The following is a 26,974-nucleotide window of genomic DNA, read 5'->3' on the forward strand; positions in this document are numbered from 1 at the left end:
CGGATGCCAATGAGGCGTCCGGGGATTTTTTATGCATGCTTCTTATGAATTGTACGTATAGTAGGAACCGAGCGTCTTAACGCCGCAGCCTAGAGCCGTGAGCTCTTCGAACGCCCCACGCATCATCGCGGCATTCTCGTCTTCCAACACATCGGCAATGAAAAAATAATTGCCGAGCCCTGTTTTCAAAGGCCTCGATTCAATCTTCGACAAGTTCAACTGGCGCCATGCAAAAACGGACAGCACTTGGTGCAAAACACCAGAACGGTCATCTTTTGGCGGCGTAATCATCAAGGTCGTCTTGATTTGCGCTTCGTGTCCCGGATCCGTCAATTTGTGATTGCTTCTCGACAAGACGAAAAACCGCGTATGGTTGAAGTGGAAATCGTGAATGTCGCGCTGCACGATGTCCAAACCGTACTTTTCCGCTGCGTAATCATTGGCAATCGCCGCAATATTTCGCTCCGGAAGCTCTGCGACCATTTTCGCAGCCGCTGCCGTCGAACTGTATTGTTCGAGCGGCGTATGCTTATACGTGTAGAACAAATATTTATGGCATTGCGCCAAAGCATGCGGATGCGAATAAATCGCTTCAAACGATTCCGCCCCCCGGTTTTCGGGATGAACGAGTAAATGCTGCTCAATTGGCGACAGCACTTCCGCCGTCACATACAGTTCCGCTTCGTGAAATAAATAATCCACCGTCAGCGGCACCGAACCTTCGAGCGCATTCTCTAGCGGCACCACTGCATAATCGACCGTACCATCCGCTACCGCTTCAATGCATTCGGGAATGGTCGTATAAGGCATCAGCTGTTCTGTTGGAAACACTTTCGAAGCAGCCAAATGTGTAAACGACGCTTCCGGGCCTAAAAACGAAATTCTCTTTTTCTCTCTAGTCATGGACTCATTCCCCCTACATTTATGACGAACCGCTCGATACCACATCGGCCGACTCAACAAAGTCGAGTTTTTTCAATTGCTGCAAGAACATGTCCAAGTCCACGTCCATCGCCGTCACATCCAATGACAAAGTGACGTTCGCACGCCCTTGAATCGGGATGGTCTGGTGGATGGTCAAAATATTGCAGCCCATTTCCGCGACCGCCTGAAGCAAAGTCGCGAGCGTACCCGAACGGTCTTCCAATTGAAGAAAGACCGTCAAGATCCGCTCTTTGACGATGGAATGAAACGGAAAAACCGCGTCTCGGTATTTATAAAATGCCGAGCGCGATAAGCCGGTTTTTGAAACCGCATCTAAAATGGACATGCGGTCGCGCTGAAGGAGTTTTTTCACTTCCAGCGTCTTAACCATCGCTTCCGTCAATACATCTTCCCGCACCAGGTAATAGCGTTGTTCCGAAATATCCTTCATTCAAGTACCCTCCGCATCAATCGGTGAATTCGAACTCAAATTCGAGCAAACGGACCGTGTCGCCATTTTCCGCTCCACGCTCGCGAAGAGCATCGTCAATGCCCATGCCGCGCATTTGGCGGGCGAATCGGCGAATCGAATCTTCACGAGAGAAGTCCGTCATCTTGAACATCCGCTCGATCGCGTAGCCAGAAAGGACAAAAGCGCCATCCGGGTCGCGTGAAATATCGAATCCGTCGCCTTGCATTTCGTGCTTGTATAGCACCGTATCCGCTGCATCCGGATCTGCCTCGTCTTCCATTGGGAATTCAGGCGTCACTTCAAGCAAATCGGCTACTGCGAACATCAGGTTGTTCAAGCCTTTTCTAGACAAGGCAGAAATCGGGAATACTTTTGCGTCTTCCGGCAATTTCTTGCGGAACTCTTCCAATTTCTCTTCTGCATCTGGCATGTCCATCTTGTTCGCCACAATCAATTGCGGGCGTTCCGTTAAACGCATATTGTATTGCTTTAATTCTTCGTTGATGGTCACATAATCCTCATACGGATCGCGGCCTTCCATGCCGGACATATCGATAATGTGGACAATGACGCGCGTCCGTTCGATGTGGCGCAGGAATTGGTGGCCTAGGCCGATGCCTTCATGTGCGCCTTCGATCAATCCTGGCAAATCTGCCATGACAAAGCTGCGCTGGTCTTCTGTTTGGACCATCCCGAGGTTCGGAACAATCGTCGTGAAGTGATAAGCGCCAATCTTCGGCTTAGCTGCAGTAACGACCGACAATAACGTCGATTTACCGACACTTGGGAATCCGACCAAGCCGACATCTGCCAATACTTTCAATTCTAGAATGACATTGCGCTCAAGACCCGGTTCGCCTTTTTCCGATAGTTCAGGAGCCGGGTTTTGAGGCGTTGCAAAACGCGAGTTGCCGCGTCCGCCGCGCCCTCCGCGTGCGATGACTGCAGATTGCCCTTCTTCGACCAAATCAGCGATCGTTTCGCCAGTTTCTGAGTCTTTGACCACAGTGCCCGGTGGAACTTTGATGATCGTATCATGCGCTTTAGCGCCGTGCTGATTTTTGCTCATGCCGTGCGTTCCGCGTTCGGCTTTAAAGATCCGTTTGAAACGGAAATCCATTAATGTACGCAAGCCTTCGTCAACTTGAAAGACGATATCCGCGCCTTTCCCTCCGTCACCGCCGGCTGGCCCGCCGTTCGGTACGTATTTTTCGCGGCGGAATGCTACCATGCCATCCCCGCCGTCGCCACCTTTTACATATACTTTTACGTGATCGACAAACATATTCTTATCCCTCCATCTGTGCGTGGATCTCAACTTTCGAGCGATCCGATCCGCACGCTTTACCAATTGCTAATTGCGGTGAATCCAAAACCAGGGACGACCAGTCGCCGGGACCGGAAAGTTCCAGCGAAAATCGGCCGTCCACTTCTATAATGCGCAGCTCTACCGGATATGGCCAAGCATCGGAAAATGCCTCTTTCACAGCCTTTGCAAAGGACTCAAGCCATTGGCAAAGAATCGTATCCAACTCGCTAGGCGCTTGCGGCGCTTCGCAGGACATCGTGAGGCGCAATTCCGGAAAACGCCAGCCAGCTGTTAGTAGCCACTCTTCCGTTTCGGGCAAAGAGAGAGCCGACAGCCGGCTTTGGTGCATAGCCGCTTCGGCATACGTACGAATAAGCGCTTGGGCTCTATCTGTGCGCCCCAAATCCAGATTCAATTTGATCATCTGCAGCTCATTCAAAAAATCATGGCGCGCATGCCGAAGCGATTGTGCCACCGTTAGCCTATCGTCCATACTGCACTTCCTTTTACACACTTTTACTTAGTATACCAAGATTCCGGCCGGATTTCCCGGCACGGGTTTTGGTTTGTCTTGTTTCAAAAGAAAAAGGACTGCGAAAGCAGCCCTTTTCGTTTTGTATTAAGCTTCCTGAGCAACCGGGTAGACGCTCACTTTTTTCTTATCGCGGCCGTAGCGCTCGAAGCGTACTGTTCCGTCGATTTTCGCGAAAAGTGTGTCATCTCCGCCGCGTCCAACGTTCTCGCCTGGATAGATTTTCGTACCGCGTTGACGGTAGAGAATAGATCCGCCAGTTACGATTTGTCCGTCAGCGCGTTTTGCGCCAAGGCGTTTTGATTCCGAATCACGACCGTTCTTCGTTGAACCAACACCTTTTTTGGATGCAAAAAACTGAAGATTTAATTTCAACATATGTCCCACCTCCTAAGCTGTGAAGGTTATTTTTATAAAGTCTGCATAATCATGTTCAATCGTTTCCAAAGAAATGACCATAGCGCGTACAAGCAGTTGAACCTGCTCATCCGTCTTTTTGTCCATGTTCTTTGGAAAGGCGATTTTCAAAAAACCGCTATCTGCCTGTTCGATTTCCGGCTCAATTCCCGTCAACTCCATAATGGCGTTCACTGCCCCGAAGGAAACAGCTGAAGCCCCGGCACATACCAGATCCTTGCCGTGCTCGGCAAAGTCCGCATGTCCCGACATTTCAAAGCCTTTAATGTAGCTGTCGGTTTGATGAATAGTCACCTGAATCATTCTTACAGGTTGATTGCATCAACAGTCAATTTTGTGAATGGCTGACGATGACCTTGTTTTTTGTGATAGTTCTTTTTCGCTTTGTATTTGAAGACAGTGATCTTCTTGCCGCGGCCCTGTTTTTCAACTTTCGCTGTAACAGTTGCTCCTTCTACGAAAGGAACTCCCACTTTAGTATCGTCTCCACCTACAAATAGAACTTTATCAAATGTTACTGTGTCACCAGCTTCTGCGTTCACTTTCTCAACGTAGATTTCTTGGCCAGCTTCCACTTTGATTTGTTTTCCACCAGTTTCAATAATTGCGTACATATCCTTGCACCTCCTCTTAGACTAAGACTCGCCTCTCCAGGTGATCTTGCGATGCTTAACAACCTGGTTCGAGCGGTTGTAGCACGGGTGCGCTACAAACATAACATTAGAATAATATCATGCGAGAGAGACCCGCGTCAACAGAGAACTGAAAAGAGTTGGGAATGTGTTCTTTTCATTTTTGGGATTGTGCTTGAATGAATGCAATATCCCTTCTTTACTGGCTTGTGAATTATTGAATGAAGGGTGTGGCAATGTTTCTTGTGTTCGATTTCATTTCACTTTTGAATTGCGCCTCCCGGCTTTGGGTTGGCCTCTTGCCATAAGCCAAGAAGAACGCTTGTCTTACGGCATCGGCTCACCCTTGGCGCTGGTCGGCTTAGAGATTTCATTGGTTTATGTTTGTTTAAACAGATCTGCTTTTATCGTTAGTTGCCGGCTAGTGAGGAAATCGCTTCCCTTTCAGGGTTTGTGATTTGCAAGATGAAGTGTGCGACGATAAATCCAGCGTTCGAGTTTGCGTCATTATAGAATTTCGCCTCCCGGCTTTGGGTTGGCCTCTCACAATGAGCCAGAAAGAACGTCTGTCTCATTGCTTCGGCTCACCCTTGGCGCCGGTCGGCTGGAAGATTTCATTGGTTCATGTTTGTTTAAACAGATCTGCTACTGTAGGTAGTTGCCGGCTAGCGGGGGAATCACTTCCTGTTATGCCGATATGAATTGTTAACTACATCTCATAGTTCAAAGCAACAGTGAGCTTGTAAAGATCCCGCTCACAACAGTGGCTGGAGCGCAGGGCAATGACTCCTGAGGGATCAGTGGGTTTGAGAGACCCCGCAGGAGCGGTTCTTTGCGACGAGGAGGCTCGATCCCCCCCTCGGAAAGCATCCGCCCGGAGCGCAAGCCATTCGCTACACTTCTTCTTTATTAAGTTCTTCAAAACAAAAACGCCACCGCAAATGCAGTGGCGTTTCTACTATTGAATATTATTTACTTGAGAAAATAGATTTCAGTTTGCCGAACATGCCGGGTTTTGGCTTGTCCATCGTCATAAGCGGGACCGATTCGCCGAGCAGGCGGCGCGCGATGTTGCGGTAGCCGAGTGCTGCTGGGTTCGATGGATCCATAACGACCGGCTCGCCTTTGTTCGAGCTTGAAATAACGCGTTCGTCATCTGGCACGATGCCGAGCAAGTCGACCGATAAATGCGTCGTGATTTCGTTGACATCAAGCGCATCCCCCGCTTCCATCAAATGTGGACGGATGCGGTTGATGATGAGTTTTGGCGCTTCAAGGTTTTCCTCGAGCTCCAGTAAACCGATGATGCGGTCGGCGTCACGTACGGCAGAGATTTCTGGCGTCGTGATGACGATCGCGCGGTCTGCACCAGCGACAGCATTTTTGTAGCCTTGCTCAATGCCTGCTGGGCAATCGATGATGATGAAATCGTAGTCTACTTTCATCCCTTCGATCAGTTCTTTCATTTGTTCCGGGTTGACGTCGTTTTTATCGGCCGTCTGTGCTGCTGGAAGCAAGAATAATTTGTCTTCAAAACGCTTGTCTTTCACAAGCGCCTGATGAATCTTGCAACGGCCTTCGAGCACATCGATCAAATCGTAGATGATGCGGTTTTCGAGGCCTAAAATGACATCCAGGTTGCGAAGCCCGATGTCGGTATCGATCAAGCACACTTTTTTGCCTTGAAGAGCCAATGCAGTGCCGAGGTTCGCAGTAGACGTCGTTTTGCCGACGCCTCCTTTGCCTGATGTAATTACGATAGCTTCTCCCACACTAGCTTCCTCCTTTAAACGTAGAAATTTGCGGCCGCAGGAATCTCAGTTCTTGCAAACGGTCGATAATGATTTTGCCGCTGGTATGTAAATATGCGCATTCCATTTCTGGCTGCTCCGATAAGCTGTCGAGTTCGTCGGTCATCGTCTCGAGTTCATCGGCAATTTTCAGATGCGTCGCTTCAAGCCAAGAGGCGGCGATGACTGCTTCTTTATTGCCGCTCGCACCGGCGTGGGCAAAGCCTTTAAGCCGCCCAAGCACATAGACGTTGCCGCCCGCTTCGATACGGCCGTTCTGGTTGACGTCGCCAATGACGACAAGGTCGCCTTTCGCTTTCACGACTTGCCCGGAACGGACGATGCCGACATAAGTTTCCGACTGGCGCTCACTGATCATCCGGTTGCATTCTTCGACAGTGACAACATCGCATTTTGTGCTGATCACTTTCATCTTCGAATGGTCGTGGATGACTTTCTTAATTTCTTCCAATTGGCCATCGCTGTAATGGCGCTTCGCCAATTGGATCTGGACTTCTGCGTCCCCTTCGAGCGCAGGGTCGGATACTTTCTTTTTCAGCTCATCGAGGATTTCCGTATAGGAGGCCATATCATTGAGCTGGATGAGAAGCCCTTTGTTCGTTCCTTTGATATTCACGATATTTTTCAAAAAACCTGTCACCTGCGCTTTCATTAATATAACCCGAACTTAGTGCCACGCTGTGGATCTTGCGTGACCATCATCGACCTGAACACCCAGCCAAGCAAGCCTAAGTACAGGGCGTTGGCGATTAAGGTCGGCCACAATCTTGAGGTCAGGAACGTTCCGGCTGGCGCATCGGTCAACCCAATCAATTGGAAGAACAGGTAAAGTGCCACTTCCATCGCGATGAGGAGACCGAGTGCCAAGAGCGTCGCTGACAATAGATTTTGTGGAATCTTTTTGAAAAAGTACGCGGCGATCAGGCAGACGGCCGGATACAGAAAAGAATATAATCCAATAATATCAATGTAAAAGACATCATACAAGAGCCCGAAGAACAAACCGTAAAACAGCGCATGGCGCAGTTCATAAAAAACGGTCAAAAAGATCAGGAATAAGATAAGAAAGCGCGGGACTACATAATAAAATGATCCGCCAATCGATAAAGGCGAAAACAAGCCGAAGATCGGTTCGACGAAAAACAGCACGAGACAGACGATGGGAACGAGAAAGCGGATCATGATTCCTCATCCTCTGTTACGCCATTGTCTTCGCCGTCGACTTCCGGTACGAGGCGGTCTGCGATGACGACGTGATTAAGCATCGAGAAGTCAGCAGCCGGTTTCACATATGCCAGTTTCGTCAAGCCGAATTCATCGATTGTCACTTCCGTGATTTCCCCGATGACAATGCCTTTCGGGAAAATGCCGCCGAGACCGCTTGAGACAACTTGGTCGCCTTCTTCAAGATCGATCGAAAAGTCGATGCGTTTCAGTAATAGTTCACGGCGTTCTGCATCATATCCTTCAATCAAACCGAACACATCGTCTTCACCGAGCACCATTGCCGATACGCGGTAGTTCGGGTTTTGTGTCGTCACCAACTCCACTGTCGATGTTGTCGGCGTGACGATGGTTACCTTGCCGATCAAGCCGCCAGCGGTCATGACAGCCATATTTTCCTTGACGCCGTGGTTGGTGCCACGGTTCAAGATGATTTTTTCTTCCCATTGATCCGGGTTACGCGCAATAACGACTGCCTGGATTGGGTTGTATTCGCGTAAATCTTCTTCTTTGCCGACCAGTTCTTTCAGTTCCTCGTTTTCGGAACGGAGATCGGTCACTTCTGCCTGCACGCCTGCAAATTCCTCAAGGCGCGCTTTTAGCAAGCGGTTTTCTTCAAATGTGTTGATCAGCGAGTCGATATTGTCAAAGACGCCCGTCACGAAATGAGCAGGCCGTGAAAATACCGATTGCCCGGCACCTACAGCTTCTTTGACGATCTCCTCAGGCAGCGACACTTGGCCGCGGTCCCGGAGCGTCAAAGAAATCAAGGCGACGAGCAGGATGACGCCGATCAACAGCAGGATAAGCCGCTTGTTGGATAAAAATTGTGGCATATGAGGCCATCCTCCTTATTGATAGGCTCGAGTCGAGCAATAAAAATCAGCGTCTTTCGATCGCATTGCGGTAACGGTCAAAATCTTCCAGTGCCCGTCCTGTTCCAAGCGCGACACAATCGAGTGGATGGTCTGCAGTGAATACAGGCATGCTGACCGCATCCGCGATTACTTTGTCGAGGTTTTTCAGCAACGCCCCGCCGCCTGTTAACACAATGCCGCGGTCCATGATATCAGACGCCAGTTCAGGCGGCGTTTTCTCAAGAGTGGCGCCCAATCCTTCGACAATGCGCGTCACAGGTTCTTTCAACGCTTGTTGCATTTCTTCTGCGGTGATCGTCAAGGTTTTCGGAAATCCGGTCACGAGGTCACGCCCGCGAATATCCATCTCCGCTTGCGCTTCCTCATCACTCAAGACAGCCGCGGTGCCGATACCCATTTTCAGGTTTTCGGCCGTACGTTCCCCGATGACGACGTTATAGCGCTTGCGCACGTATTGCTTGATCGCTTCGTCCATCTCATCTCCGCCAACGCGAATCGATTCACTCGAGACGATGCCGCCGAGCGAGATAATGGCGACTTCCGCCGTTCCGCCTCCTATATCGACGACCATGCTGCCGACAGGTTCCCATACCGGGAGCCCTGCGCCGATTGCTGCCGCGAACGGCTCTTCGATCGTATAAGCTTCCGCCGCTCCGACCGCTCGTGCTGCATCAAGTACGGCCCGCTGTTCAATGGAAGTCACGCCGTATGGCACGCAAATCATGACTTTTCCGCCGCGCCATTTGCCCGGTGCTTTGCCGGTCGCTTCAGCGATGCAATGCTTGATCATCGCAAGTGTCGTGTCGTAGTCAGAAATGACACCATCTCGCATGGGCCTCAAAGCAACGATATTAGCAGGCGTTCTGCCCATCATGTCGCGCGCGCGTTTTCCGACCGCGACGATTTCATTGGTGCGAGTGTTCTTAATGACAATCGATGGTTCTCGGAGCACGATGCCGCGCCCTTTTAAATAGACGAGCGTATTTGCTGTTCCGAGGTCGATGCCGATATCTTTTGAAGCAAATCCAAACACATGAATCGGTCCTTTCTTATGTAAACCGGGTGATACCGGCAACTGCTTTGCGCAATACCACCCATTATAGAACATCCGGAAAAAAATATACAGTGCTACATGAACCCCTTTTCTTTTAATGAAGTGAATTGATGGTCGCCGATGATGATATGGTCGAGCAGTTCGATGCCGATGATCGAACCGGCTTCCATGAGACGCTTGGTGACATCGATGTCTTCAGGTGACGGGGCGGGATTGCCAGAAGGATGATTGTGTGCGCAAACGATCGATGCTGCCGAGCGTCTGACGGCTTCGCGGAAGATCTCGCGTGGATGAACGATAGAGGCGTTGAGGCTGCCGACAAAGATGGTTTGGCGGTGCATCACTTGGTTTTTGATGTTGAGGAATAAACAGACAAAATGTTCTTGCTTGAGCGAAGTCATATCGTCCATTAAATACGTAGCGGCGTCTTTCGGGGAACGAATCGTAAAGCGTTCATCGGTTTGTTTAGAAGCAAGCCTTCGCCCGAGTTCAATGGCCGCAAGCAGCTGGACGGCTTTTGCTTCACCGATGCCATTGATCGCGGTCATTTCTTCGATGGCGGCGTGTTTTAATTCGTGGAGGTGCTCGAATTGTTTGAGCACGCGGTTCGCGAGGTGCAATACCGATTCCTCGCGGGTTCCGGTACGCAAGAGAATGGCGATGAGCTCTTGGTTAGACAAGCTCACCGCTCCTTGTTTAATGAGGCGTTCTCGCGGCCGGTCGGCAATGTGGACATCTCGTATCATCAGCGCTTGGTCATTGGGCATAATCATGCGCCCCTTCGACTTTTACGTAGCCCGCATGCGTCAAGTGCTGGAGCAGCTTCGCAATAGGCAAGCCGACGACTGCGTTGTAATCGCCTTCGATTTTTTCCACAAACAAGCCCGACACCGTTTGGATGCCGTACGCTCCTGCTTTGTCGTAAGGATCTTCTGTATCGGTATAGGCGTCGATCCAACCCTCTGGCAATTTGTAGAACCGCACTTCTACACGTTCATGGAATGATACTTCTTTCTCGCCTTGGCGTACGCATACGGCAGTGATGACTTCGTGGGTTTTGCCGGATAGCTTGCGTAAATACGCAGATGCTTGCTGTTTGTCTTTAGGCTTCAATAAAATCTCCCCGTCCAACACGACGACTGTATCCGAGCCGATGACGAACGCTTCGGGATGGTTCCCTGCGATATCATTCGCTTTTTGGACAGCACATGCATTGACATAATCGACCGGTGACTTGAAGCCTTTCGGATCGGGTTCCGGGATATCGCTCGGCACGATGTCGAACGGAATTCCGAGCAAGCTGAGCAGCTCTTGGCGGCGCGGCGATTGCGAGGCCAAGATGAGCGGGTGTTTCGATGTGAACTTCATGAAAAAATCCCTCCTTTTTTCAAGCCATCATACCATTATCAAAAAGCCAGGGCAAAATGGTGAAATACTGAATTCCGTTTAAAATTAGACATGAAATCCTCCTTTTCAAGATAGCGCTTTCACGTAAACAGTCAGCCGTTGAATTTTTTTATTCACTACAAAAAGTTATTGCACACTTCTCCATCCCCGTCCTAAGCGCATTCCTGCAACTTGTCAAAAATTATACAAAATTAGCGCAATTGGCACTTCCTCAAATAGCTTTTATTATGTTTACCAAGGTTTTATAATAGATGGAGTCTTTAATTTTTTGAAAATTACTATTACACAATAATTTAATAGTCTTTTTCACACTTATGCTTGAAGGGAGCTTATCTATTTTGAAAAAGCAAAAACGAGGATTGTTTCAAAAATCACTCGACCGCATCGAAACGATCGGTAATAAACTGCCACACCCAGTGACTTTGTTTGCGGCTCTCGCCATCATCGTCCTTGCGCTTTCCGCTTTATTGGCGAACCTCGGCATTTCAGTCGAGCACCCAGGTCAAGAAGGCGAAATCGTGGAAGTGAAGAACTTATTGAACGCTGAAGGCATTCAATACATTTTCGCGAGCATGGTCGATAACTTTATCGGCTTCGCACCGCTCGGCGTTGTGCTTGTCACGATGCTCGGGATCGGGGTCGCAGAACGCACGGGCCTCATTTCCGCAGCACTGCGCGGATTCGTCCTATCGATTCCGAAATTCCTGATCACTGGCGGATTGGTATTCGCCGGGATCATGTCGAGTGTTGCATCCGATGCAGGATATGTCGTCTTGCCTCCACTTGGCGCAGTGATCTTCATCGCACTCGGCCGCCATCCGCTTGCCGGACTTGCCGCAGCGTTTGCAGGTGTTTCTGCCGGATTCTCCGCTAACTTATTGCTATCGGCAACAGACGCGATGCTTGGGGAATTGACGATCGCAGCCGCATCGATCATTGACCCAGGGTACGCTGAAGGCATGAACATCGCGATGAACTATTACTTCATCATCGTGTCGGTCTTCTTATTGACCATCGTCGGCGCAGTCGTAACGGAAAAAGTCGTTGAGCCGCGCCTTGGCGAATACAAAGGCGAGTTCCGCGAAGAAATGACGAGCCTGACAACTCTTGAGAAAAAAGGCTTGCTATGGGCTGGACTAACAACTTTAGTGGGTGTCGTTTTGACAGCGTTACTGATTGTCCCTGAAAACGGCGTCTTGCGCGGTGAAGGCGGCGCAATCGTCCAATCGCCGTTCATGAGCTCGCTCGTTCCGATTATTACCATCTTGTTCTTCCTGCCTGGCCTTGCATACGGCATCGCCACGAAGAGCATCAAGAGCGACAAAGACGTCGCCGCACAAATGTCCGATACGATGGCTTCAATGGGCGTCTTTATCGTCTTGGCGTTTACTGCTGGACAATTCGTCGCTTACTTCGCTGAATCGAACATGGGCATGGTGCTCGGCGTTTACGGTGCTGAAGCACTTGAATCGATGAGCCTGACCGGTATTCCGTTAATCATCGGCTTTGTCATTGTGGTCGGGATCATCAATTTGTTCATCGGTTCCGCATCCGCGAAATGGGCAATGCTTGCACCGGTCTTCGTGCCGATCATGATGCAGCTTGGCTATTCCCCGGAACTGACGCAAATGGCTTACCGCATCGCCGATTCATCGACGAACATCATCACGCCGCTCATGACGTATTTCGCGATCATCATTGCATTCGCGCAAAAATACGACAAGAAAATGGGCATCGGTACATTGATCTCGGTCATGTTCCCGTACTCGATTTTCTTCATGATCTTCTGGACTTTGATGCTCATCGTTTGGATGTTGTTCGGTCTTGATCTTGGGCCGGCTTCACCGATCCGCTATAACGGATAATAGTAAAAAGCGACAGACCCGAATTTGGGTCTGCCGCTTTTTTTCTTTTTAATACACTTTGTATCATTATGTTTTCCGAAGCTTACCGCTCGCTTTCCGTGGGCTCGCGCCCAAGCCTCCTCAGCCGCTTTGCGCCTTGCGGGGTCTCGGTCGTCTCGCTGATACACCGTAGTCGAGCGAACGCTTCTCCAAACATCTAGATATCTCATTGTTTTATAACATTTTAATACCTTTGAATGTCGTAATTAAAATACTAACATCGTCAAACATATTATAAGTTTACATAATTATTTTATAATCTACATAAACAAATTAACATACCAACCGATGAATTGTTCTCCCCATAAATAAACGAGCACGGCGGATAAAGCAATCGATGGGCCGAACGGGATCGGTGTCTTGCGTCCTTGCTTGCGAACTCTAAGTAAGATAATGCCTGCAATAGCTCCTATGAACGACGCCAAAAATAACGTCAGCAAGCTTCCGGCAGTTCCGAGCACGAGCCCAATGACAAAAAACAGTTTAATGTCGCCCCCGCCCATGCCGCCTTTTGACAATGTCGCAATCAATAACAAAACCGAAAATCCGACTGCTGCACCGAGCAGTGAATCCCACCATGGATTGAGCGGAATCACAAAACGCAATACCAACAGCACCGCCGCGAACGGCAATAGCACTTTATCAGGTATGAGCATATAGGCAATGTCTGAGACCGTGATGATCACGAGCATCGACACGAACAACAAACCGACAATCAGTTCTGGCGTAAAGCCGAATTTCAGGAAGACGGCAGTAAACAACACAGCGGTGATCGCTTCCATCAGTGGGTAAACCCAGTGAATTTTCGAACCACACGTCCGGCATTTGCCGCGCAAGAACAGATAGGAAAACACTGGAACCAAATCAAGTGCCGTCAAGCGACGGTCGCAAGTTGTGCAATGCGACGGCGGGTAGGCGATCGATTCGTTTTTCGGCACGCGCAAGCCGACGACGTTATAGAACGAGCCGAACACTAGGCCGAAGATAGAGGCAAATACAGAATATACAGCTATCATCATGTCCCTCTTTTTCTAATTGGATTTTCGACACAAAGTCAGGAAAAGAAGAAAAGGAAATCGCAATGATTTCCTTTACTCCTCCCCTGATGCACTTTCTTCAACAGTTACTTCAACATCCACATCGACGTCAGAGTCTATTTCTTCTTCGTCGTCATCGGCGTATTCCGTGCCGTCGTTCGCTGGCAGCGGATCTTGTTTATCGGCCGGAGACGGCGCGTCAATTTTGGGCACAGTGTCTTCTAATGCGATGAGATCCGGTCGGTAATACGCCGCAAACGACAGCGTCACTTGCAGCCGTTCGGTTTCTTCAACAACTTCACGCACTTCCGGGTTGGCACCGAAATTAATCGCCTCGATGACAAGAATGCGTTCCATTTCTTCAATTTCAGAAATAAAGTCCGTGATTTCGCCATAATTTTCCGCAGAGAACGCAACCGTCGCCTCGACTTCTTTTAAATTCTCTAAGCCTTCGACCGGAATCGGCAACTCTACGTCTGCTTCTGCAAGCTGGATCGCTTCGATTTGAGTGCCGGAAACAAGCTCGGCTTCTTCAATCTGCAGCACCATCAATTCCGACAGAGGATCAATGGAGACTTTTTTCTGCAATTCCAGTGTGCTGACAGTTTCACCTTCTGGCAATTCCTTCACTTGCGTCTGCAGCGCCATCAACACGTCACGTTCCGAACGCAGCGATTGCTGGGCTTGTTCTCGTGCATCTTGTGCGGGTGCATATAATAGGAAATACGAATAGAATCCCAAGGTCAGTAAAAACAGGACAGCGAGTGCGATGAGCCCTTTTTCTTTTTGGCTTTTGGTCATACTGCTCATGCGGCTTCATCTCCCGGTACTGTTTCATCTGTCTCGACGTCTACATCAACTTCGACATCCGTTTCCGTCTCTGTTGTCTCTGCCGGTTGTTCTGACGGCACTTCCGTAGTTGCCGCTTCTTCAGGCACTTCACCTTCTTCGCCGCCTTCTATCGGAATGCGCTCATCTTGGAACAATAAGGTATATGTCGCCAAATAGCGCGGTTCACTCGGGTCGACAATGACTTCCTCTTCTGTAGCTTCGTCGAAAATCTCTGTCGCGACATTATCGAGTGTAGCCGATGCCAGCAACTCAGACGATTTCAGCTGCGCTAAATAATATGCCGCTTCCCGTGATGAATCAAATTGAACAATCAGTTGTGCCTGGTCCAAGCCAGTATAGGAGAAAGTCTGGAAAAAGCCGCGTGCTGGAAGCAGCGACACCAATTCTTCAAGCAATGGAATCGTGTCGAATTGATAACTCTCCGCCCATTCGACGGTCGCTTGCAATTGCTGTTCTTCGTTCATGCCTTGACGTTCTTCAAGTTCGTTGCGGATTTGTTCCTGCTCGGCAATGACACCTTGCGCTTGCGCTTCAAGAGCTTGTTGCTCGTCTGTTTCTGCGCTGGCCATCATGGCGAATACCGCCCAGACAAGGAGCGCCAATAATAAAATCGCGACCGCCGCGATTAAAACAGCTGGCCGGTCGCGCTCTTTTTGTGGAAGTAAATTAATATCGACTAACATAACTACACCTCTTTCAACGCCAGGCCGATTGCCCGGTTAAAGCGTGGCGGCACAATTTTCCCGTCCACTTCGACGCCCTCTTTGACGAGCGGCTCGACATCCAACTGAAAACGGTTGGACAAGCGCAGGCAAAACGCGTCCCACTTCCCGAACTCTCCGTTGCAGATGACCCTCGTGATGCCTTGTTCGCCTTCGTTCATATTGTAACGGTAAAAATTACCGAGCTTTTCAGCTTCTTCTTCAACAGCTTCAAGCAATTGCGCCGGATCTTCCGGGTCCGCAATGAGCACTGTGAGATCAACCGACCGCATGAACATTGGAAAATGCTCATGGAAAATCGACACCGTCATTTTCTTGCCTTGCATATCGATGAGCATGATGTGTTCATGTTCTGGAAAATCGTGTTCAAGATACGCCAAACGATACAGCGCGAGCGGCGTAATATCCGCCACGAGCGGCTTTAATTTGGCGCTATCAAAAACATCTTCGTAATCTTTCATGACCGATTCTTTCGAGGCGATAATAATCGCTTCCGGTTCATCGGAATCCAAGTGATAAGGCACCACGTCGAACACCGGGTCTTCGAATGGCAAATACAAAGTAGAGCCAATCTCGATAAAGAAATGCCCTTTTAATTCGTCGGTTTTGACGTCTTCGGGGTAAGGGACTTTGCGGATAATAACAAATTCGTCAGGGGCGAGGAATCGGACTGACTTTTTGGAGAGACCCCACTGATCGACCGCCTTACCGAGTTCCACAGCAAGCGCTTGTGCGTCTGCGATTTTGCCGCTGTCCATGATGCCTTCGGGAAGCATGAATTCTTCCGCCTGGATCAACGACACCGGCTCCGCAGACTTCAGCTCAACATAGCGGATTGCATCTTCTTCTATTGTAATCGTCGCTACGCGCGCTTTTTTCTGGAAAAACGGTAAGGCCATTTGATCAGCTCCTAAATTTATCGTCCTGAAATGGTAATATTATTAGTTGTTCCATTACCAGTGTTATTTGGTAATGTAGTTATATTTTCTTTTGTAGCACCTGTAGTAGCATTACCAAATACAAGTTGCAAAGCTGAAGATTCCCCTGCTGTACCAGTCATACTTGCTTCAGTTGTTCCTGAAGCTGGTGTATAAGTGAATTCTTTCAAAGTGCCCTCGTCATCTAGATAGCTTGCAATTGTCGCTAAGTCTGGAACTGAGGCTACGGTTGGATTATCAGCAAGATATAATTCTGAAGCTGCCATCGCATTTAGAGCATCGGATTTCATTGCTCCAACACGGCTATTTTCGATCAAATTTCCAATCGCTGGAATAGCAATCGCCGCAATAATCGCAATGATAACAATAACTGCCAAAAGCTCGATCAGCGTCATGCCTTTCTGATCTTTTAATTTTTTCTGTAAAAATTTCTTCATTGTCTTTTCCCCCTTATTGTTTATATAAAGTAAGTACCAGTTACAGTACAGCTTAATTATATCAATGGTCACAGATTAAACAATATCTTTTTAGCATTTTTTTAGAAATTTTTTCTTGTTATTCTCACTAAATTACCTACAAATTATCCACATTATTAAACATTTCGAACATCGGCATCATAATAGCCAAGACGATAGTCCCGACGAGAGTTGCGAGTACGACAATCATTAAAGGCTCGATTAAGGCTTTTAATCGGTCGGTTTCTGCTTCGACTTCTTTCTCGTAAAACTCCGCTACTTTAGCAAGCATATGATCGAGTGAGCCGGTTTGTTCGCCGATCGCGATCATATGCGGAATGAGCGGTGGGAATGCCCAATGCTTTTTCATCGGGGCGGTAAGCGAGCCTCCGCGTTCCAAGGAATCACGGGAAGCCAGCAGCACTTTCGACATGACCGCATTGCCGACGACTTTCTCGGTCATGGTCATTGCTTGAAGGATCGGGACCGAACTGGTGAACAAGGAGCTGAGCGTCCGTGTTAGCCTGGCAAGTGCCGATTTCTGGAGAAGCTTGCCGAAGATCGGGATTTTCAATACGAGCGTATCGAGCACCATGCGCCCTTGCTCACTGCGTTTCATGAGCCAAATGGTGCCGACAAACCCCAACGCAAATAGTACAAGCAAATACCAATACTGGACGGTGAACTCACTCGCCCCCATGACAAGTTGCGTCACAAGCGGCAGTTCGCCGCCAAAGCCCTGGAACATATCGACGAACATGGGGACGATGGTCGACAATAGGAAAATCACAACACCGATTGCGAGAAAGCCGACGACCACTGGATAGCTCATTGCCGAAATAACTTTCTGTCTCGTCTGGTAGGCTTTGTCGTAATGCGTTGCAAGCCGATCGAGAGCATCATCGATATTCCCGGATAACTCGCCTGCCTTAACCAAATTGACTGTTAAGGGCTCGAATATTTTCGGGTATTTGGCGAGTGAATCGGATAAGGCATTGCCTTTTCGCAGCTCTACTTCAATTTCCGCAAGCGTTTTGCGTAATTGCTTGGATTCGACTTGTTGGGACAAGATTTTAACCGCATCCACAATGGTGACACCTGCGCGCATCAAAGTTGAAAACTGACGCAAGAACATGATGAATTGGTCGCGCTTGACCGGGTTGCCGAACGTAATGTCTTTTTGCAAAGCACCAACCGGTACTTCACGGATGTCGATGACACGTATGCCGTCTTCGCGCAGCTTTTGTACCGCTTCCCGCCTATTGCTTGATGTGACATAACCCGTCCGGATTTTTTTCCGGTCGCGTCCTTCGTATTTAAAACGCGCCACTTAGTCTTCCCCTCCGATCAAATAAGGAGCTGCGATTTGCTTAGTGATACGCCCTTTATTGAGAAGTTCCTGCACCGAGGTTTGCATCAAGTGCATGCCGGCTGCCCGGTTCGTTAAAATGACGTTGGGAATCTGGTGGACCTTCTCGGTGCGGATAAGGTTAGCGATCGCTGTGTTGTGAATCATGATTTCGGTCGCGGCGACGCGGCCTTTGCCATCTGCAGTGGGAAGCAACCGCTGGGAAATTACGGCTTTCAAGACACCCCCAAGTTGTGTGCGGATTTGCGCATGCTGCTGGGGCGGGAATACATCGATAATCCGTTCAACGGTCGATGCGGCACTTGATGTATGGAGCGTTCCCATAACCAAGTGACCGGTTTCCGCTGCAGTAATTGCGGTTGTGATGGTCTCGAGATCCCGCATTTCTCCAACCAAAATGACGTCCGGGTCTTGCCGAAGTGCAGCACGCAAGCCATTCGCGAAAGATTTGGTATCAAAGCCGACTTCTCGTTGATCGATGACCGACGAGCCGTGCTTGTGCATATACTCGATCGGGTCTTCAAGCGTGATGATGTGCTTCGTCATGTGCTCGTTCATATGGCGGATCATCGCCGCCAAAGTCGTCGATTTCCCGGAACCGGTCGGGCCCGTCACGAGAATCAATCCTTGGTGCGTATCGGATAATCTTTTTAAGGTATCCGGCATATGCAAATCATCGATTGACGGAATGACCGTCGGAATGGTTCGGAAGGCATGTGAAATGGAACCGCGCTGATGGAAAGAATTGACCCGGTAACGCGCAACGCCAGGAATCGAGTAAGAGTAGTCCATTTCGCCTTTTTGCAGAAACGTCTCCCATAGACTTTCCGGCATTAACGCTTTAGCGATCGCTTCGGTATCTTCCGGCATCAGCCGCTCTTCACCAAATCTCTTTAAGCTGCCGTGCATGCGGAAAACCGGCGGAATGCCTGTCGTCATATGAATATCGGATACTTCAAGTTCCCGCGCCGTCGTTAATACTTTATCGATGAAATCGATTGTGGTCTCGCTCATATTAATCACTCATGGCAACGCGGAGCACTTCTTCCGTCGTTGTCATGCCCTCCTTTACTTTTAATAAACCATCGTCAATGAGAAAAATCGTGTCGTTGGCGATAGCGATTTTCCGGATTTCGGCTGCCGATCCTCCCCGGTTGATGATATCTTTCATCGCATCGTCGACGACCAGCACTTCGTGAATCGCCATTCGCCCTTTATAGCCGCTCATATTGCATTGTGAACAGCCGCTGCCGCGGGCAATCGTATCGATTGATAAGCCCCTTTTGGCGAAAATCTCTTGCTCACGGACCGTCGCCGGCTGAATTTCCTTGCAGTCTCGGCAAACACGACGAATCAATCGCTGGGCGATGACCGCATTTAACGAGGCCGTAACGAGGAACGGTTCAATGCCCATGTCGAGAAGTCTCGTAATCGAAGCGATTGAATCGTTGGTATGAATGGTACTCAGCACCAAATGCCCTGTCAAAGAGGCGCGGATAGAAATGTCCGCCGTTTCCTTATCGCGAATCTCACCTACCATGACGATGTCGGGATCTTGGCGCAGAATCGAGCGCAGCCCTGCCGCAAAGCTTAAACCGACATTCGCATTCACTTGGATTTGGTTAATGCCTTCCAATTGATACTCCACCGGATCTTCAACGGTAATGATATTGACTTCCTCAGAATTCAATTTATTGAGCGCCGCATACAAAGTAGAGGACTTACCGGAACCGGTCGGGCCTGAAATCAGTACGATGCCGTTCGGCTTATCAATTTCTTTCATAAAACGTTCCATATTCGTATCATTAAATCCGAGCTTTGAAATATCGGTCAAGTTTTGGCTCAAGTCCAAGATCCGCATAACGATTTTCTCTCCGAATACTGTCGGCAAGGAAGAGACGCGAAGATCAATGGCACGGAAGTCTACGGTCGTTTTGATGCGTCCGTCTTGCGGGATGCGGTTTTCCGTAATATCCAGGTTGGCGAGAATTTTGATACGTGCTGTCACCATTTGCTGCATCGATTTTGGCAAAATTCGCTCGGTGCGCAAGGTCCCGTCAATTCGGTAACGCACCAATAATTTGCCTTCATGCGGATCTAGGTGGACGTCGGATGCTTTCATGGCAACAGCATTTGATAAGAGTTGATTGACAAGTCGAACAACCGGCGCGTCAAGGTCCGTAAGCGCGTCTTCTTTTTCTTCTGTTGCATCCGGCATTTCTTCCAATAATTCTTCGTACGATTCTTCTTCGTAATACTTGGCGATGGTCTTCAAAATATCTTCTTTCGAGGCAATGGTGGGCTCGATCTGGAAGCCGGTCGCTAAGCGAAGGTCATCGATTGTGATGAAATCAGTCGGATCTGTCATCGCGATAAAAAGCCGATCGCCTTCTCGCTTCAACGGCACGAGCAACTTGCGCTTGGCGAAATCTTTTGGCACGATGTTGAACAATAAGGGATCAAAGGGATAGCGGAACAGCGAGACATGCGGGATGCCGAGCTGTACTTCTAGCGTTTCGATCAATTGTTGTTCGGTGATGAATCCCCGTGACAATAAGGCATCTCCCAGTTTCTGGTCATTTTGTTTGGAATCGAGCGCCCCTTGCAAATCATCTTGCGTCAATAAGCCTTGCTCGACCAAAATGTCACCAATGCGTTTCCGTTTAATTGCCATTCAATTCCCCCCCTTGCACTTTCTTACTTATTGACTCGGTTTCCTGCTTTATCATAGACAGGCTCGTCTGTCGGTGAATCGTTTTCGGTATTTTTATCCTCGTTTGAATCATCAGTTTCAGTTCCCTCATCCTGGGCGGAACCATCTGTCGATTCACCTGTGTCGCTATCTACGGTTTCTTCTTCCCCCACAAGCGTGCCGTCTTCTACAGTTTGTTCTGAGGGGTCGTGAATGCCGTTATTATTTTCATCGATAAAACCTTCATCTCCAGGCTGCGGAATTGGATCTCCATTGGCATCTGTTGCAGGTGTTTCAGGCACCTTGAGCGGATACACTTCAACGCGATGGATGGGCGGATAAAAATCGCTCGATACGGGTTCAACACGCACTTCTTTATCGCCTTCCAAGATGCTTCTCACCACTTCAATGCGCTTGCCACCGTTGCCTTTTTCTTTTACTTTTTTGCCGCTTGAGACGAATGCACTGTATTGTTTGATGAGACGCGGTTCGATTTCTTTATCGCTAGCGGCTGAGATGTAATACGTATGGACAAACGGCTGTCCATGTATAGACGCCTTTAACTCATCATTTTCTAAGTAGATATTTAAAGTGAACGAGCTCGTATTGGGATTGGAAAAAGCGAAATCAACCCCCAATGTACGATTGATGGCTGCTTCTTCACCCATGGGCACATTTTTCGGCAATTGTTCACCGATACTGCGCTGCTCAACGAGAAAGTTCGTTCTCAACACTGCTCCATATATTGCGGAAGCGATTTCCGTCAGTTCTGCATCCGACGCATCAAGCGCAGTCAATTCTTCAAGCTTTGGCAAAAAAACGAATGTTTCACTTGGTCCGATTACCGTGCCATTCAGTACTTCGATCAACTCGTTTGCGCCTTGACTGCTTATACTATGGGAAAAACTCGACTGCGCCGTTTCTTCAAGAGGCATTTCAAGAGAATCGCCGCTAATGTCGACATGTGTCACAGACTGTCCGCCTTCAAGCGCTGTTTCCAGTTGCTGGTGGATATTGGCAATATCTGCTTCCGTAAACGGAATATCAGTGAATTGCTTTTTCAGAAAAGAACGTGTCGTCGATTCCGATAAGTCGAAAACAAAATCATTTTGCGCACCGCTCTCGGCTCTTTCCAAAGTTTCGTCTAAGGAAATCTCGACATCTTTTAATGGATAGTTCGCAGTCGCATCTAAATAGGTCACACGCAGTTCCGACGACTCCCGGACGGCGGAAGCCTGACCTAAAAACAAAGTCCTGGCATCTGCAAGCTCCATATTCGAGACGTCAGTCGTGCCGATATATGTATAATCACCGTATTCGGCCGATGGAAACACCCATTCATCGACCGCATATGCCCCGGCATTCGCGGTGCCAAATACAACAAGGGCGGCTCCAAATACGCCGCCGAATACTTTGCCGAATTGCTTATTGTCCATCTTAATTCCCCTTTCCGACCGGGCCGATGGACTCCATGCCAAATACCTTGTCGGATTTCTCTATTTTGGATTCCTGCTTTTGTACAGATTCTTCATGCACGGTTTTGGATGGCTGGGAGTTTGCAGCCGATTGCTTTTTAAGCTCCTTGCGCTCTTCTTTCAAGCGCATTTTTTTCTGTTGTTCGCGTTCTTCTATTTTCATGAAAAGTAATGCCGTTACAAGCGACAAGCCAAGAATCGCAAGCAAGCTCATGTGCCAGGCAAAACTCCCTTGCATCCATAGCGCTACAGCAGCCGTTAACAAACTGCCAATTGCAATAATATAAGTCTTTTTCTTCTTCTCTGTTTTCTTAAAAAAGACAATTCCCGCCATGACCGCCACAGTGATCATCAGCCAAATGAATAATTTAATCATAGTTCTTCCCCCTACATGTTGCGTATTTCTGCTTTAATATTCGACTTCTAGACCAAAGCCTGACCCAATTGGCTCTGGAACAGATACTTCAATTGGCACAATTTTGCTTTCTTTCATTGAAATCCCGCAATTTTCTAAAAATGTGGAATAATCACTGGATCTTGTCACATATATTTTTGTCATTTCTTGGTTGATACTATTATTATTGTTTCTCAATACAAATTTTTTATCCGCAAAATCTGTATAATAAATCAAATGCCCACTATCAGAAAAAGAAATTTCCTTTTCTAAGCGCGTTAAATCATCAGGATAAATGCGATCTATGTCTATACAAAAATTAGAGTGATTAGAAACTTCGATATGATTTTTCCAATCGATTTGTGCTTTTTTTGTTTTGTCTTGATACCCCAATACAAGAAAATTGGTATTATACATGTTTTTCAAGTTAACGTTTACATCCAGTTCTTTCACCACAATGGTTTGTTTTTCACCTTTTTTTCCAAGGTTTATAATGTTATTTCCTATAGTTAGCTTTCCAGAGATGAATAAATTCGCATTTACTAAATTATTCATATTATTTGGCGCTCCCACATCATTTTCATTTACAACAATATTAATTCCTCGGAAATCAGTTCCATTACAATTATTTTTACAAACAAATTTTGTATAATTATCGGTAAACACACGGAAGTCTTTAGGATCCATATCTTCATCGAGAGAATCTAGAAAATTATCTAAAGTCTCATTTGTTTGGGCTTTGCATTCATAGGGAGCTTTTGCCTGATTATTTTTAACGGCTAATATCAATTCTGAACAAGAAATCGTAGGCGGTGTAAATGAAAATACTTTATCGTAAGTCAAATCCTCGTCTTCTGTAATTAAGACCGTGTTGATTTTCCGAGTTTCTGTGCTATTGAGAAAACTATCCGGAATTTCCACTTGAAAAATTGCAGTTAGTTCTTTTTGACTATCTAATGCTTTGCCCTCAACGTTTAACACAATTTCCACCCATTTGACTGCTTTGTCCATGACTAAAATGTCATTCACATCTTTTTGTGCTGCATTCATCTTCTTAGCTATTGCCGATTTAACGTGGTATTGTACTTGTTCCCCAGTAAAAGGAGTTTCTTCAGCCGCCAATTTCAATGCATCCAACTCGGTACTCTTTTCTATAATCTTTTGGACATACAATTCTTTCATCTCTTTATCGACCTTTTCTTCCCATGTAGAACGTTCTAATTCACTGTCACAAGCGGCTCCTAACGGCAGCTCAATGCAAGCAATGAGTTCATTTAGCTTGAGCTGAGTTTCCTGCTGCATTTCCGCTTTTAATAATTTTAGTTCTCGTTCAAAATCAGAACTGTAGTAGATAGTCCCCATTTCTGCGGCGGCTACTGCCTGATTGCCGGTATCTACGACTTTTTCCTGCTGGGCATGATTTAATGAGCCGGCCATGAATGTAGCTGCCAATCCCATAAACAGGACGATGATGAGCAGGACGATGACAAGCGCATAAGCTTTTTCGTTTTTAATATTTTTCATATAGCTCCTCCTATGGCCGGTCAGTTCGGATGCGCGTCAATGTCGTCTGGATAGTTAAGCTTCGGCCGTTTTTTGATAAATTCAATTGAATATTGGCATGATTTTTCTTTGGTTCAATGTATGACTCTACGGTTAAATCACCTTCCCCGTTTATAGTGGTACCAGTGAAATCGTATTCTTTGTCGAGCACCGGTTCAAAACCCCCACATCCTGTCTCTACACATGCTCTCATCAATAGCTGATTGTTCTGAAACTTAATGGTGTAAGTTTCGCTTTGTCTGTGGGCTGACGAAAGTTTACTAATGATGATGTTGGCGTCCTGTTGAATTTCTGTTTTGCTGGTTTCTGCTGTTGTATGCTTCATGCCAATCGACAGCGCTGTCCATGCAGCTGTTGCAATGATGGATACAAGGAGAAGAGCTGCCAATACTTCAATAAGGCTAATACCTTTTTCATTCAGTCTCTCCATCAGTTTTGTTCCTCTACACGGTATTGAAGATAACCGTATGTTTCACTGCTGATTTGACCGTCTCGGTAGATCTTTAAATGCATTTTGTGCAGTTGTGCAAGTGTTGGGTCATCACATTTTAATAGGCTCGACTCATTTTCAGTTAAGAAAGGTGTACATGCTAATGCAATTTCCACTTCGTACTTATAGTTATCCTGCTTTTCGAATCGCGCATAGCCATTTTGCACAGAAACTTTTGTGTAACTCAAACTAGCCATTGTATCTTCGTACTTCTCGGCAAACTTTTCGTAAATAACTGGGTCTGCTTCACTACGATCTCCTAGCCAACCAGCATTAGCAATCACTGCCATCTCCTGCCTCGCCAAGTTCATCGTATCCAGCTTTGCCTCAGTTTTATTATTGAACAAAGTCATCTGGGGAAATACAGTCATGATGCCGACAAAGACGATTCCAAGGATGACGAGCGCCGCCAAAACTTCAACGAGCGTTAAGCCTTGCTGTAATTTCAGCTTGTTCATTTCCTGTATTCCCCCTAAAATTTCATCGTTTAATGTAATTAAATTCCTTATTGTAAAGCCTTTCTATCTAAATCACTCTACGCCTATATTATTGCATGTTTACTTGTATTTGACACGGTATTTTTGCAGGATAATCTATACTTTTTAATAAAACTTTAGCTTTTATTTCCATATTTCCTGAGATAAAAAGACTACAGAAACGACCGAAGCCGTTCTGTAGCCTTATTTCGAATATGCCGCCACTTTATTGCGCCCCGCCTGCTTTGCCCCGATATACAAGGCTCGGTCAGCGTTGCGGATCATCGCCATGGCGTCATCGCTGTCATCTGGTGCGGATGAGACGCCGATGCTCATGGTGATGTGGATGCTAACGGTCCCGCGATTGTCGTCGAGGTCGCTTTGCACGAGAAATTCGTGACTTTCAATTTCTTTGCGAATGTTCTCTGCGAGCAGCATCGCCACTTCTTTACTGTAGTTTGGCAGCAGGACGACAAATTCCTCGCCACCGTAACGGGCGACTGTTCCTTCTTCGCCGACCATTTCCTTCAGCAAGTTGGCAAGGGCGACGAGAATTTCGTTGCCGCTTTGATGTCCATATTTATCGTTAATGGCTTTGAAATGATCAATGTCCATCATGATGACAGAAAGGTGATTCAAGTCGCCACTGTTAACCTGTTCCATGCATTTTCCGATCGCTTCGTCGAGATAGCGGTAATTGTATAATTTCGTCAGCCCGCAGCGTTCGCTCTTGGCGATTGCGTTTTGGACGAGTACCGCTTTTTCCAGTGACACAGCGAAATAGGTGCTTAAGATATCGAGAATTTGAAGCTGGTGATGGAGAAACGCATGCTTTCTGCGAGCCGCGAGAACCAGAACCCCTTCAATTTTATTATTGCGTGAAATCGGCATCGCCATGAGGCTCTCTGATTCTGGGTGGATATGATCGCTTTGAATGTCTTCCCATTGGGATCTTCTGCTGAACATAAAGGAATCGTTTTCAATAATCGCTTTTCCTGCTATCCCTTGATCGCAATTAACGGCTTCTACGTTAAGTGGCTTGAATTCATCGTCTTCGTATATTCTCAGCATCAATAATTGTTCTTTGTGATAGTCAATGACGTAGGCATAGTCCACTTTGAAAAGCTCTGCGACTTGGATGACGAATTGATCGAGCACTTCATCTGAAGACAGCCGTGCAGCCAATTGATGGCCGATTTCTCCCGCTTTCTTCAAGTCGTTATTAACCTTCTCAGAATTGGTATACATGTGAATGACAGCGGTCATTGTAAAAAATGGGATGCCTAGCAATAACAAGGCCGCCAATCCGAAATAGGCTTCGGACATATAAAGGGCGATTGAAAATGGAAATACTAAGAAGGCAATGGTGAAATCCCAAATCGTATCGAGCGAGAAAAAGTTTTTGTGTTCGCCGAGAATCCGGATATAACTATAAAGAATCAGTTGATTGGCGACAAATGACACCGTCTGGAACAACAAGCCAAATACGATGACATGAGCCAGGCTCAAGGAACCAACCTCACCGCCGGCAAACAGGAACAATAATCCGGCAATCGCCGAGACGGCAAAGAACATAATGGAATTAAAGGGAAATCGTGCCGACAGACTTTCGGAAGTCCGCAGCCTCAAGATCACGATAATCATCGCTACTTGAGACAAAATGACTTCTGTGAAGATTCCGTATTTCAAGAACACCGCCACTGTCAGCCACTGGACGAGATAGGTAGGCACGCCGCTGATATTCATCGGGAATAAACAAGCCAGCACAAAAAAGGCTAAATAAGCTAAAGCATCGGTCAGTTCCATGGCAGGAGGCGGGTAATATTGATAGATAAGGTAAAGACCTGGCGGCACTACGAACAACCAAGCTGTCCATAGGATTCGCGTTCTTTTGGTTATTGGATCCATCGCTTTTCTCCCTCGCTATGCTCACGGATTGACCCGTTT

Annotated in this window: 29 protein-coding genes and 1 other annotated feature; of the genes, 1 reads left to right on the top strand and 28 read right to left on the bottom strand. The window is 47.5% G+C overall.

The genetic code is table 11. The features are described from left to right. Positions 1 to 42: 42 nt before the first annotated feature. From pheA to AY633_RS11240, 14 genes are all read right to left on the bottom strand, one after another. The gene (gene pheA / locus AY633_RS11175; protein ID WP_068461857.1) at positions 43 to 903 is read right to left on the bottom strand and encodes a prephenate dehydratase; all 861 of its coding nucleotides are present in this window, start codon (positions 901 to 903) and stop codon (positions 43 to 45) included. A 19-nt stretch (positions 904 to 922) separates the two neighbouring features. After that, positions 923 to 1,375, bottom strand: coding sequence for an ACT domain-containing protein (locus AY633_RS11180; protein WP_068461855.1), 453 nt, complete (start codon positions 1,373 to 1,375; stop codon positions 923 to 925). A 16-nt stretch (positions 1,376 to 1,391) separates the two neighbouring features. Beyond that, entirely contained in the window at positions 1,392 to 2,681 is a 1,290-nt protein-coding gene (gene obgE / locus AY633_RS11185; protein ID WP_068488422.1) for a GTPase ObgE, read from the bottom strand. A 4-nt stretch (positions 2,682 to 2,685) separates the two neighbouring features. Further along, positions 2,686 to 3,198 (bottom strand): Spo0B domain-containing protein, encoded by a 513-nt coding sequence (locus AY633_RS11190; RefSeq protein WP_068488423.1) that lies wholly within the window; start codon positions 3,196 to 3,198, stop codon positions 2,686 to 2,688. 126 nt (positions 3,199 to 3,324) lie between these two features. Next, a complete protein-coding gene (gene rpmA, locus AY633_RS11195; protein ID WP_068461850.1) occupies positions 3,325 to 3,615 on the bottom strand; it encodes a 50S ribosomal protein L27 in 291 nt (96 codons plus the stop codon). 12 nt (positions 3,616 to 3,627) lie between these two features. Then, positions 3,628 to 3,957 carry a ribosomal-processing cysteine protease Prp gene (locus AY633_RS11200; protein WP_068488424.1) on the bottom strand — a complete coding sequence of 110 codons (330 nt, stop codon included), beginning with the start codon at positions 3,955 to 3,957 and terminating at the stop codon, positions 3,628 to 3,630. Between the two features lie 2 nt (positions 3,958 to 3,959). Continuing rightward, positions 3,960 to 4,268, bottom strand: coding sequence for a 50S ribosomal protein L21 (rplU, locus tag AY633_RS11205; protein WP_068488425.1), 309 nt, complete (start codon positions 4,266 to 4,268; stop codon positions 3,960 to 3,962). A 14-nt stretch (positions 4,269 to 4,282) separates the two neighbouring features. Beyond that, positions 4,283 to 4,356 (bottom strand) — a sequence feature (ribosomal protein L21 leader region). Positions 4,357 to 5,254: 898 nt separating this feature from the next. Then, positions 5,255 to 6,058, bottom strand: a complete 804-nt coding sequence (gene minD, locus AY633_RS11210; protein ID WP_068488426.1) for a septum site-determining protein MinD — start codon at positions 6,056 to 6,058, stop codon at positions 5,255 to 5,257. A 1-nt stretch (position 6,059) separates the two neighbouring features. Next, positions 6,060 to 6,749: a septum site-determining protein MinC gene (gene minC / locus AY633_RS11215; protein ID WP_068488427.1), complete on the bottom strand. Its 690-nt coding sequence runs from the start codon at positions 6,747 to 6,749 to the stop codon at positions 6,060 to 6,062. Further along, complete coding sequence (mreD, locus tag AY633_RS11220; RefSeq protein ID WP_068461841.1) at positions 6,749 to 7,279, bottom strand: rod shape-determining protein MreD; 531 nt, start codon at positions 7,277 to 7,279, stop codon at positions 6,749 to 6,751. Before mreD ends, minC begins: the two co-directional genes overlap by 1 nt. Further along, on the bottom strand, positions 7,276 to 8,157 hold the full coding sequence (mreC, locus tag AY633_RS11225) for a rod shape-determining protein MreC (RefSeq protein WP_068488428.1): 882 nt from the start codon (positions 8,155 to 8,157) through the stop codon (positions 7,276 to 7,278). Before mreC ends, mreD begins: the two co-directional genes overlap by 4 nt. Before the next feature lie 46 nt (positions 8,158 to 8,203). Further along, positions 8,204 to 9,232: a rod shape-determining protein gene (locus tag AY633_RS11230; protein WP_068488588.1), complete on the bottom strand. Its 1,029-nt coding sequence runs from the start codon at positions 9,230 to 9,232 to the stop codon at positions 8,204 to 8,206. A gap of 95 nt (positions 9,233 to 9,327) precedes the next feature. Then, on the bottom strand, positions 9,328 to 10,020 hold the full coding sequence (gene radC, locus AY633_RS11235; protein WP_141705850.1) for a RadC family protein: 693 nt from the start codon (positions 10,018 to 10,020) through the stop codon (positions 9,328 to 9,330). After that, positions 10,010 to 10,621, bottom strand: a complete 612-nt coding sequence (locus tag AY633_RS11240; protein WP_068488430.1) for a Maf family protein — start codon at positions 10,619 to 10,621, stop codon at positions 10,010 to 10,012. Before AY633_RS11240 ends, radC begins: the two co-directional genes overlap by 11 nt. Positions 10,622 to 10,974: 353 nt before the next feature. Here AY633_RS11240 and AY633_RS11245 point away from each other — a divergent pair, with 353 nt between their 5' ends. Further along, positions 10,975 to 12,525, top strand: a complete 1,551-nt coding sequence (locus AY633_RS11245) for an AbgT family transporter (protein WP_390176118.1) — start codon at positions 10,975 to 10,977, stop codon at positions 12,523 to 12,525. A 299-nt stretch (positions 12,526 to 12,824) separates the two neighbouring features. Here the strand turns inward: AY633_RS11245 and AY633_RS11250 are convergent, their stop codons facing one another. The 14 genes from AY633_RS11250 to AY633_RS11315 form a co-directional block, all read right to left on the bottom strand. Beyond that, positions 12,825 to 13,580: a prepilin peptidase gene (locus AY633_RS11250; RefSeq protein ID WP_068488432.1), complete on the bottom strand. Its 756-nt coding sequence runs from the start codon at positions 13,578 to 13,580 to the stop codon at positions 12,825 to 12,827. Between the two features lie 75 nt (positions 13,581 to 13,655). Next, positions 13,656 to 14,402 (bottom strand): type II secretion system protein M, encoded by a 747-nt coding sequence (locus tag AY633_RS11255; protein WP_260804564.1) that lies wholly within the window; start codon positions 14,400 to 14,402, stop codon positions 13,656 to 13,658. 5 nt (positions 14,403 to 14,407) lie between these two features. Then, positions 14,408 to 15,136, bottom strand: a complete 729-nt coding sequence (locus AY633_RS11260) for a fimbrial assembly protein (protein WP_068488434.1) — start codon at positions 15,134 to 15,136, stop codon at positions 14,408 to 14,410. Between the two features lie 2 nt (positions 15,137 to 15,138). Beyond that, positions 15,139 to 16,074: a type IV pilus biogenesis protein PilM gene (gene pilM, locus AY633_RS11265; RefSeq protein ID WP_068488435.1), complete on the bottom strand. Its 936-nt coding sequence runs from the start codon at positions 16,072 to 16,074 to the stop codon at positions 15,139 to 15,141. A 17-nt stretch (positions 16,075 to 16,091) separates the two neighbouring features. After that, a complete protein-coding gene (locus AY633_RS11270) occupies positions 16,092 to 16,550 on the bottom strand; it encodes a prepilin-type N-terminal cleavage/methylation domain-containing protein (protein WP_069575836.1) in 459 nt (152 codons plus the stop codon). A gap of 136 nt (positions 16,551 to 16,686) precedes the next feature. Then, a complete protein-coding gene (locus AY633_RS11275; RefSeq protein ID WP_068488436.1) occupies positions 16,687 to 17,898 on the bottom strand; it encodes a type II secretion system F family protein in 1,212 nt (403 codons plus the stop codon). Next, positions 17,899 to 18,951: a type IV pilus twitching motility protein PilT gene (locus AY633_RS11280; protein WP_068488437.1), complete on the bottom strand. Its 1,053-nt coding sequence runs from the start codon at positions 18,949 to 18,951 to the stop codon at positions 17,899 to 17,901. A 1-nt stretch (position 18,952) separates the two neighbouring features. Further along, positions 18,953 to 20,611, bottom strand: coding sequence for a GspE/PulE family protein (locus AY633_RS11285; protein WP_171900882.1), 1,659 nt, complete (start codon positions 20,609 to 20,611; stop codon positions 18,953 to 18,955). 23 nt (positions 20,612 to 20,634) lie between these two features. After that, positions 20,635 to 22,065 carry a VanW family protein gene (locus AY633_RS11290; RefSeq protein ID WP_068488438.1) on the bottom strand — a complete coding sequence of 477 codons (1,431 nt, stop codon included), beginning with the start codon at positions 22,063 to 22,065 and terminating at the stop codon, positions 20,635 to 20,637. 1 nt (position 22,066) lies between these two features. Further along, positions 22,067 to 22,480 carry a hypothetical protein gene (locus AY633_RS11295; RefSeq protein WP_068488439.1) on the bottom strand — a complete coding sequence of 138 codons (414 nt, stop codon included), beginning with the start codon at positions 22,478 to 22,480 and terminating at the stop codon, positions 22,067 to 22,069. Positions 22,481 to 22,513: 33 nt separating this feature from the next. Then, on the bottom strand, positions 22,514 to 24,022 hold the full coding sequence (locus tag AY633_RS11300; RefSeq protein WP_068488440.1) for a hypothetical protein: 1,509 nt from the start codon (positions 24,020 to 24,022) through the stop codon (positions 22,514 to 22,516). Between the two features lie 10 nt (positions 24,023 to 24,032). Beyond that, entirely contained in the window at positions 24,033 to 24,491 is a 459-nt protein-coding gene (locus tag AY633_RS11305) for a PulJ/GspJ family protein (RefSeq protein WP_068488441.1), read from the bottom strand. Further along, a complete protein-coding gene (locus AY633_RS11310) occupies positions 24,491 to 25,009 on the bottom strand; it encodes a type IV pilus modification PilV family protein (protein ID WP_068488442.1) in 519 nt (172 codons plus the stop codon). The genes AY633_RS11305 and AY633_RS11310 overlap by 1 nt, the downstream gene beginning before the upstream one ends. 222 nt (positions 25,010 to 25,231) lie before the next feature. Continuing rightward, complete coding sequence (locus tag AY633_RS11315) at positions 25,232 to 26,935, bottom strand: sensor domain-containing diguanylate cyclase (protein WP_068488443.1); 1,704 nt, start codon at positions 26,933 to 26,935, stop codon at positions 25,232 to 25,234. Positions 26,936 to 26,974: the final 39 nt, after the last annotated feature.

It is taken from the genome of Planococcus maritimus (assembly GCF_001592825.1).
In the GTDB taxonomy this organism is placed as follows: Bacteria; Bacillota; Bacilli; order Bacillales_A; family Planococcaceae; genus Planococcus; species Planococcus maritimus_C.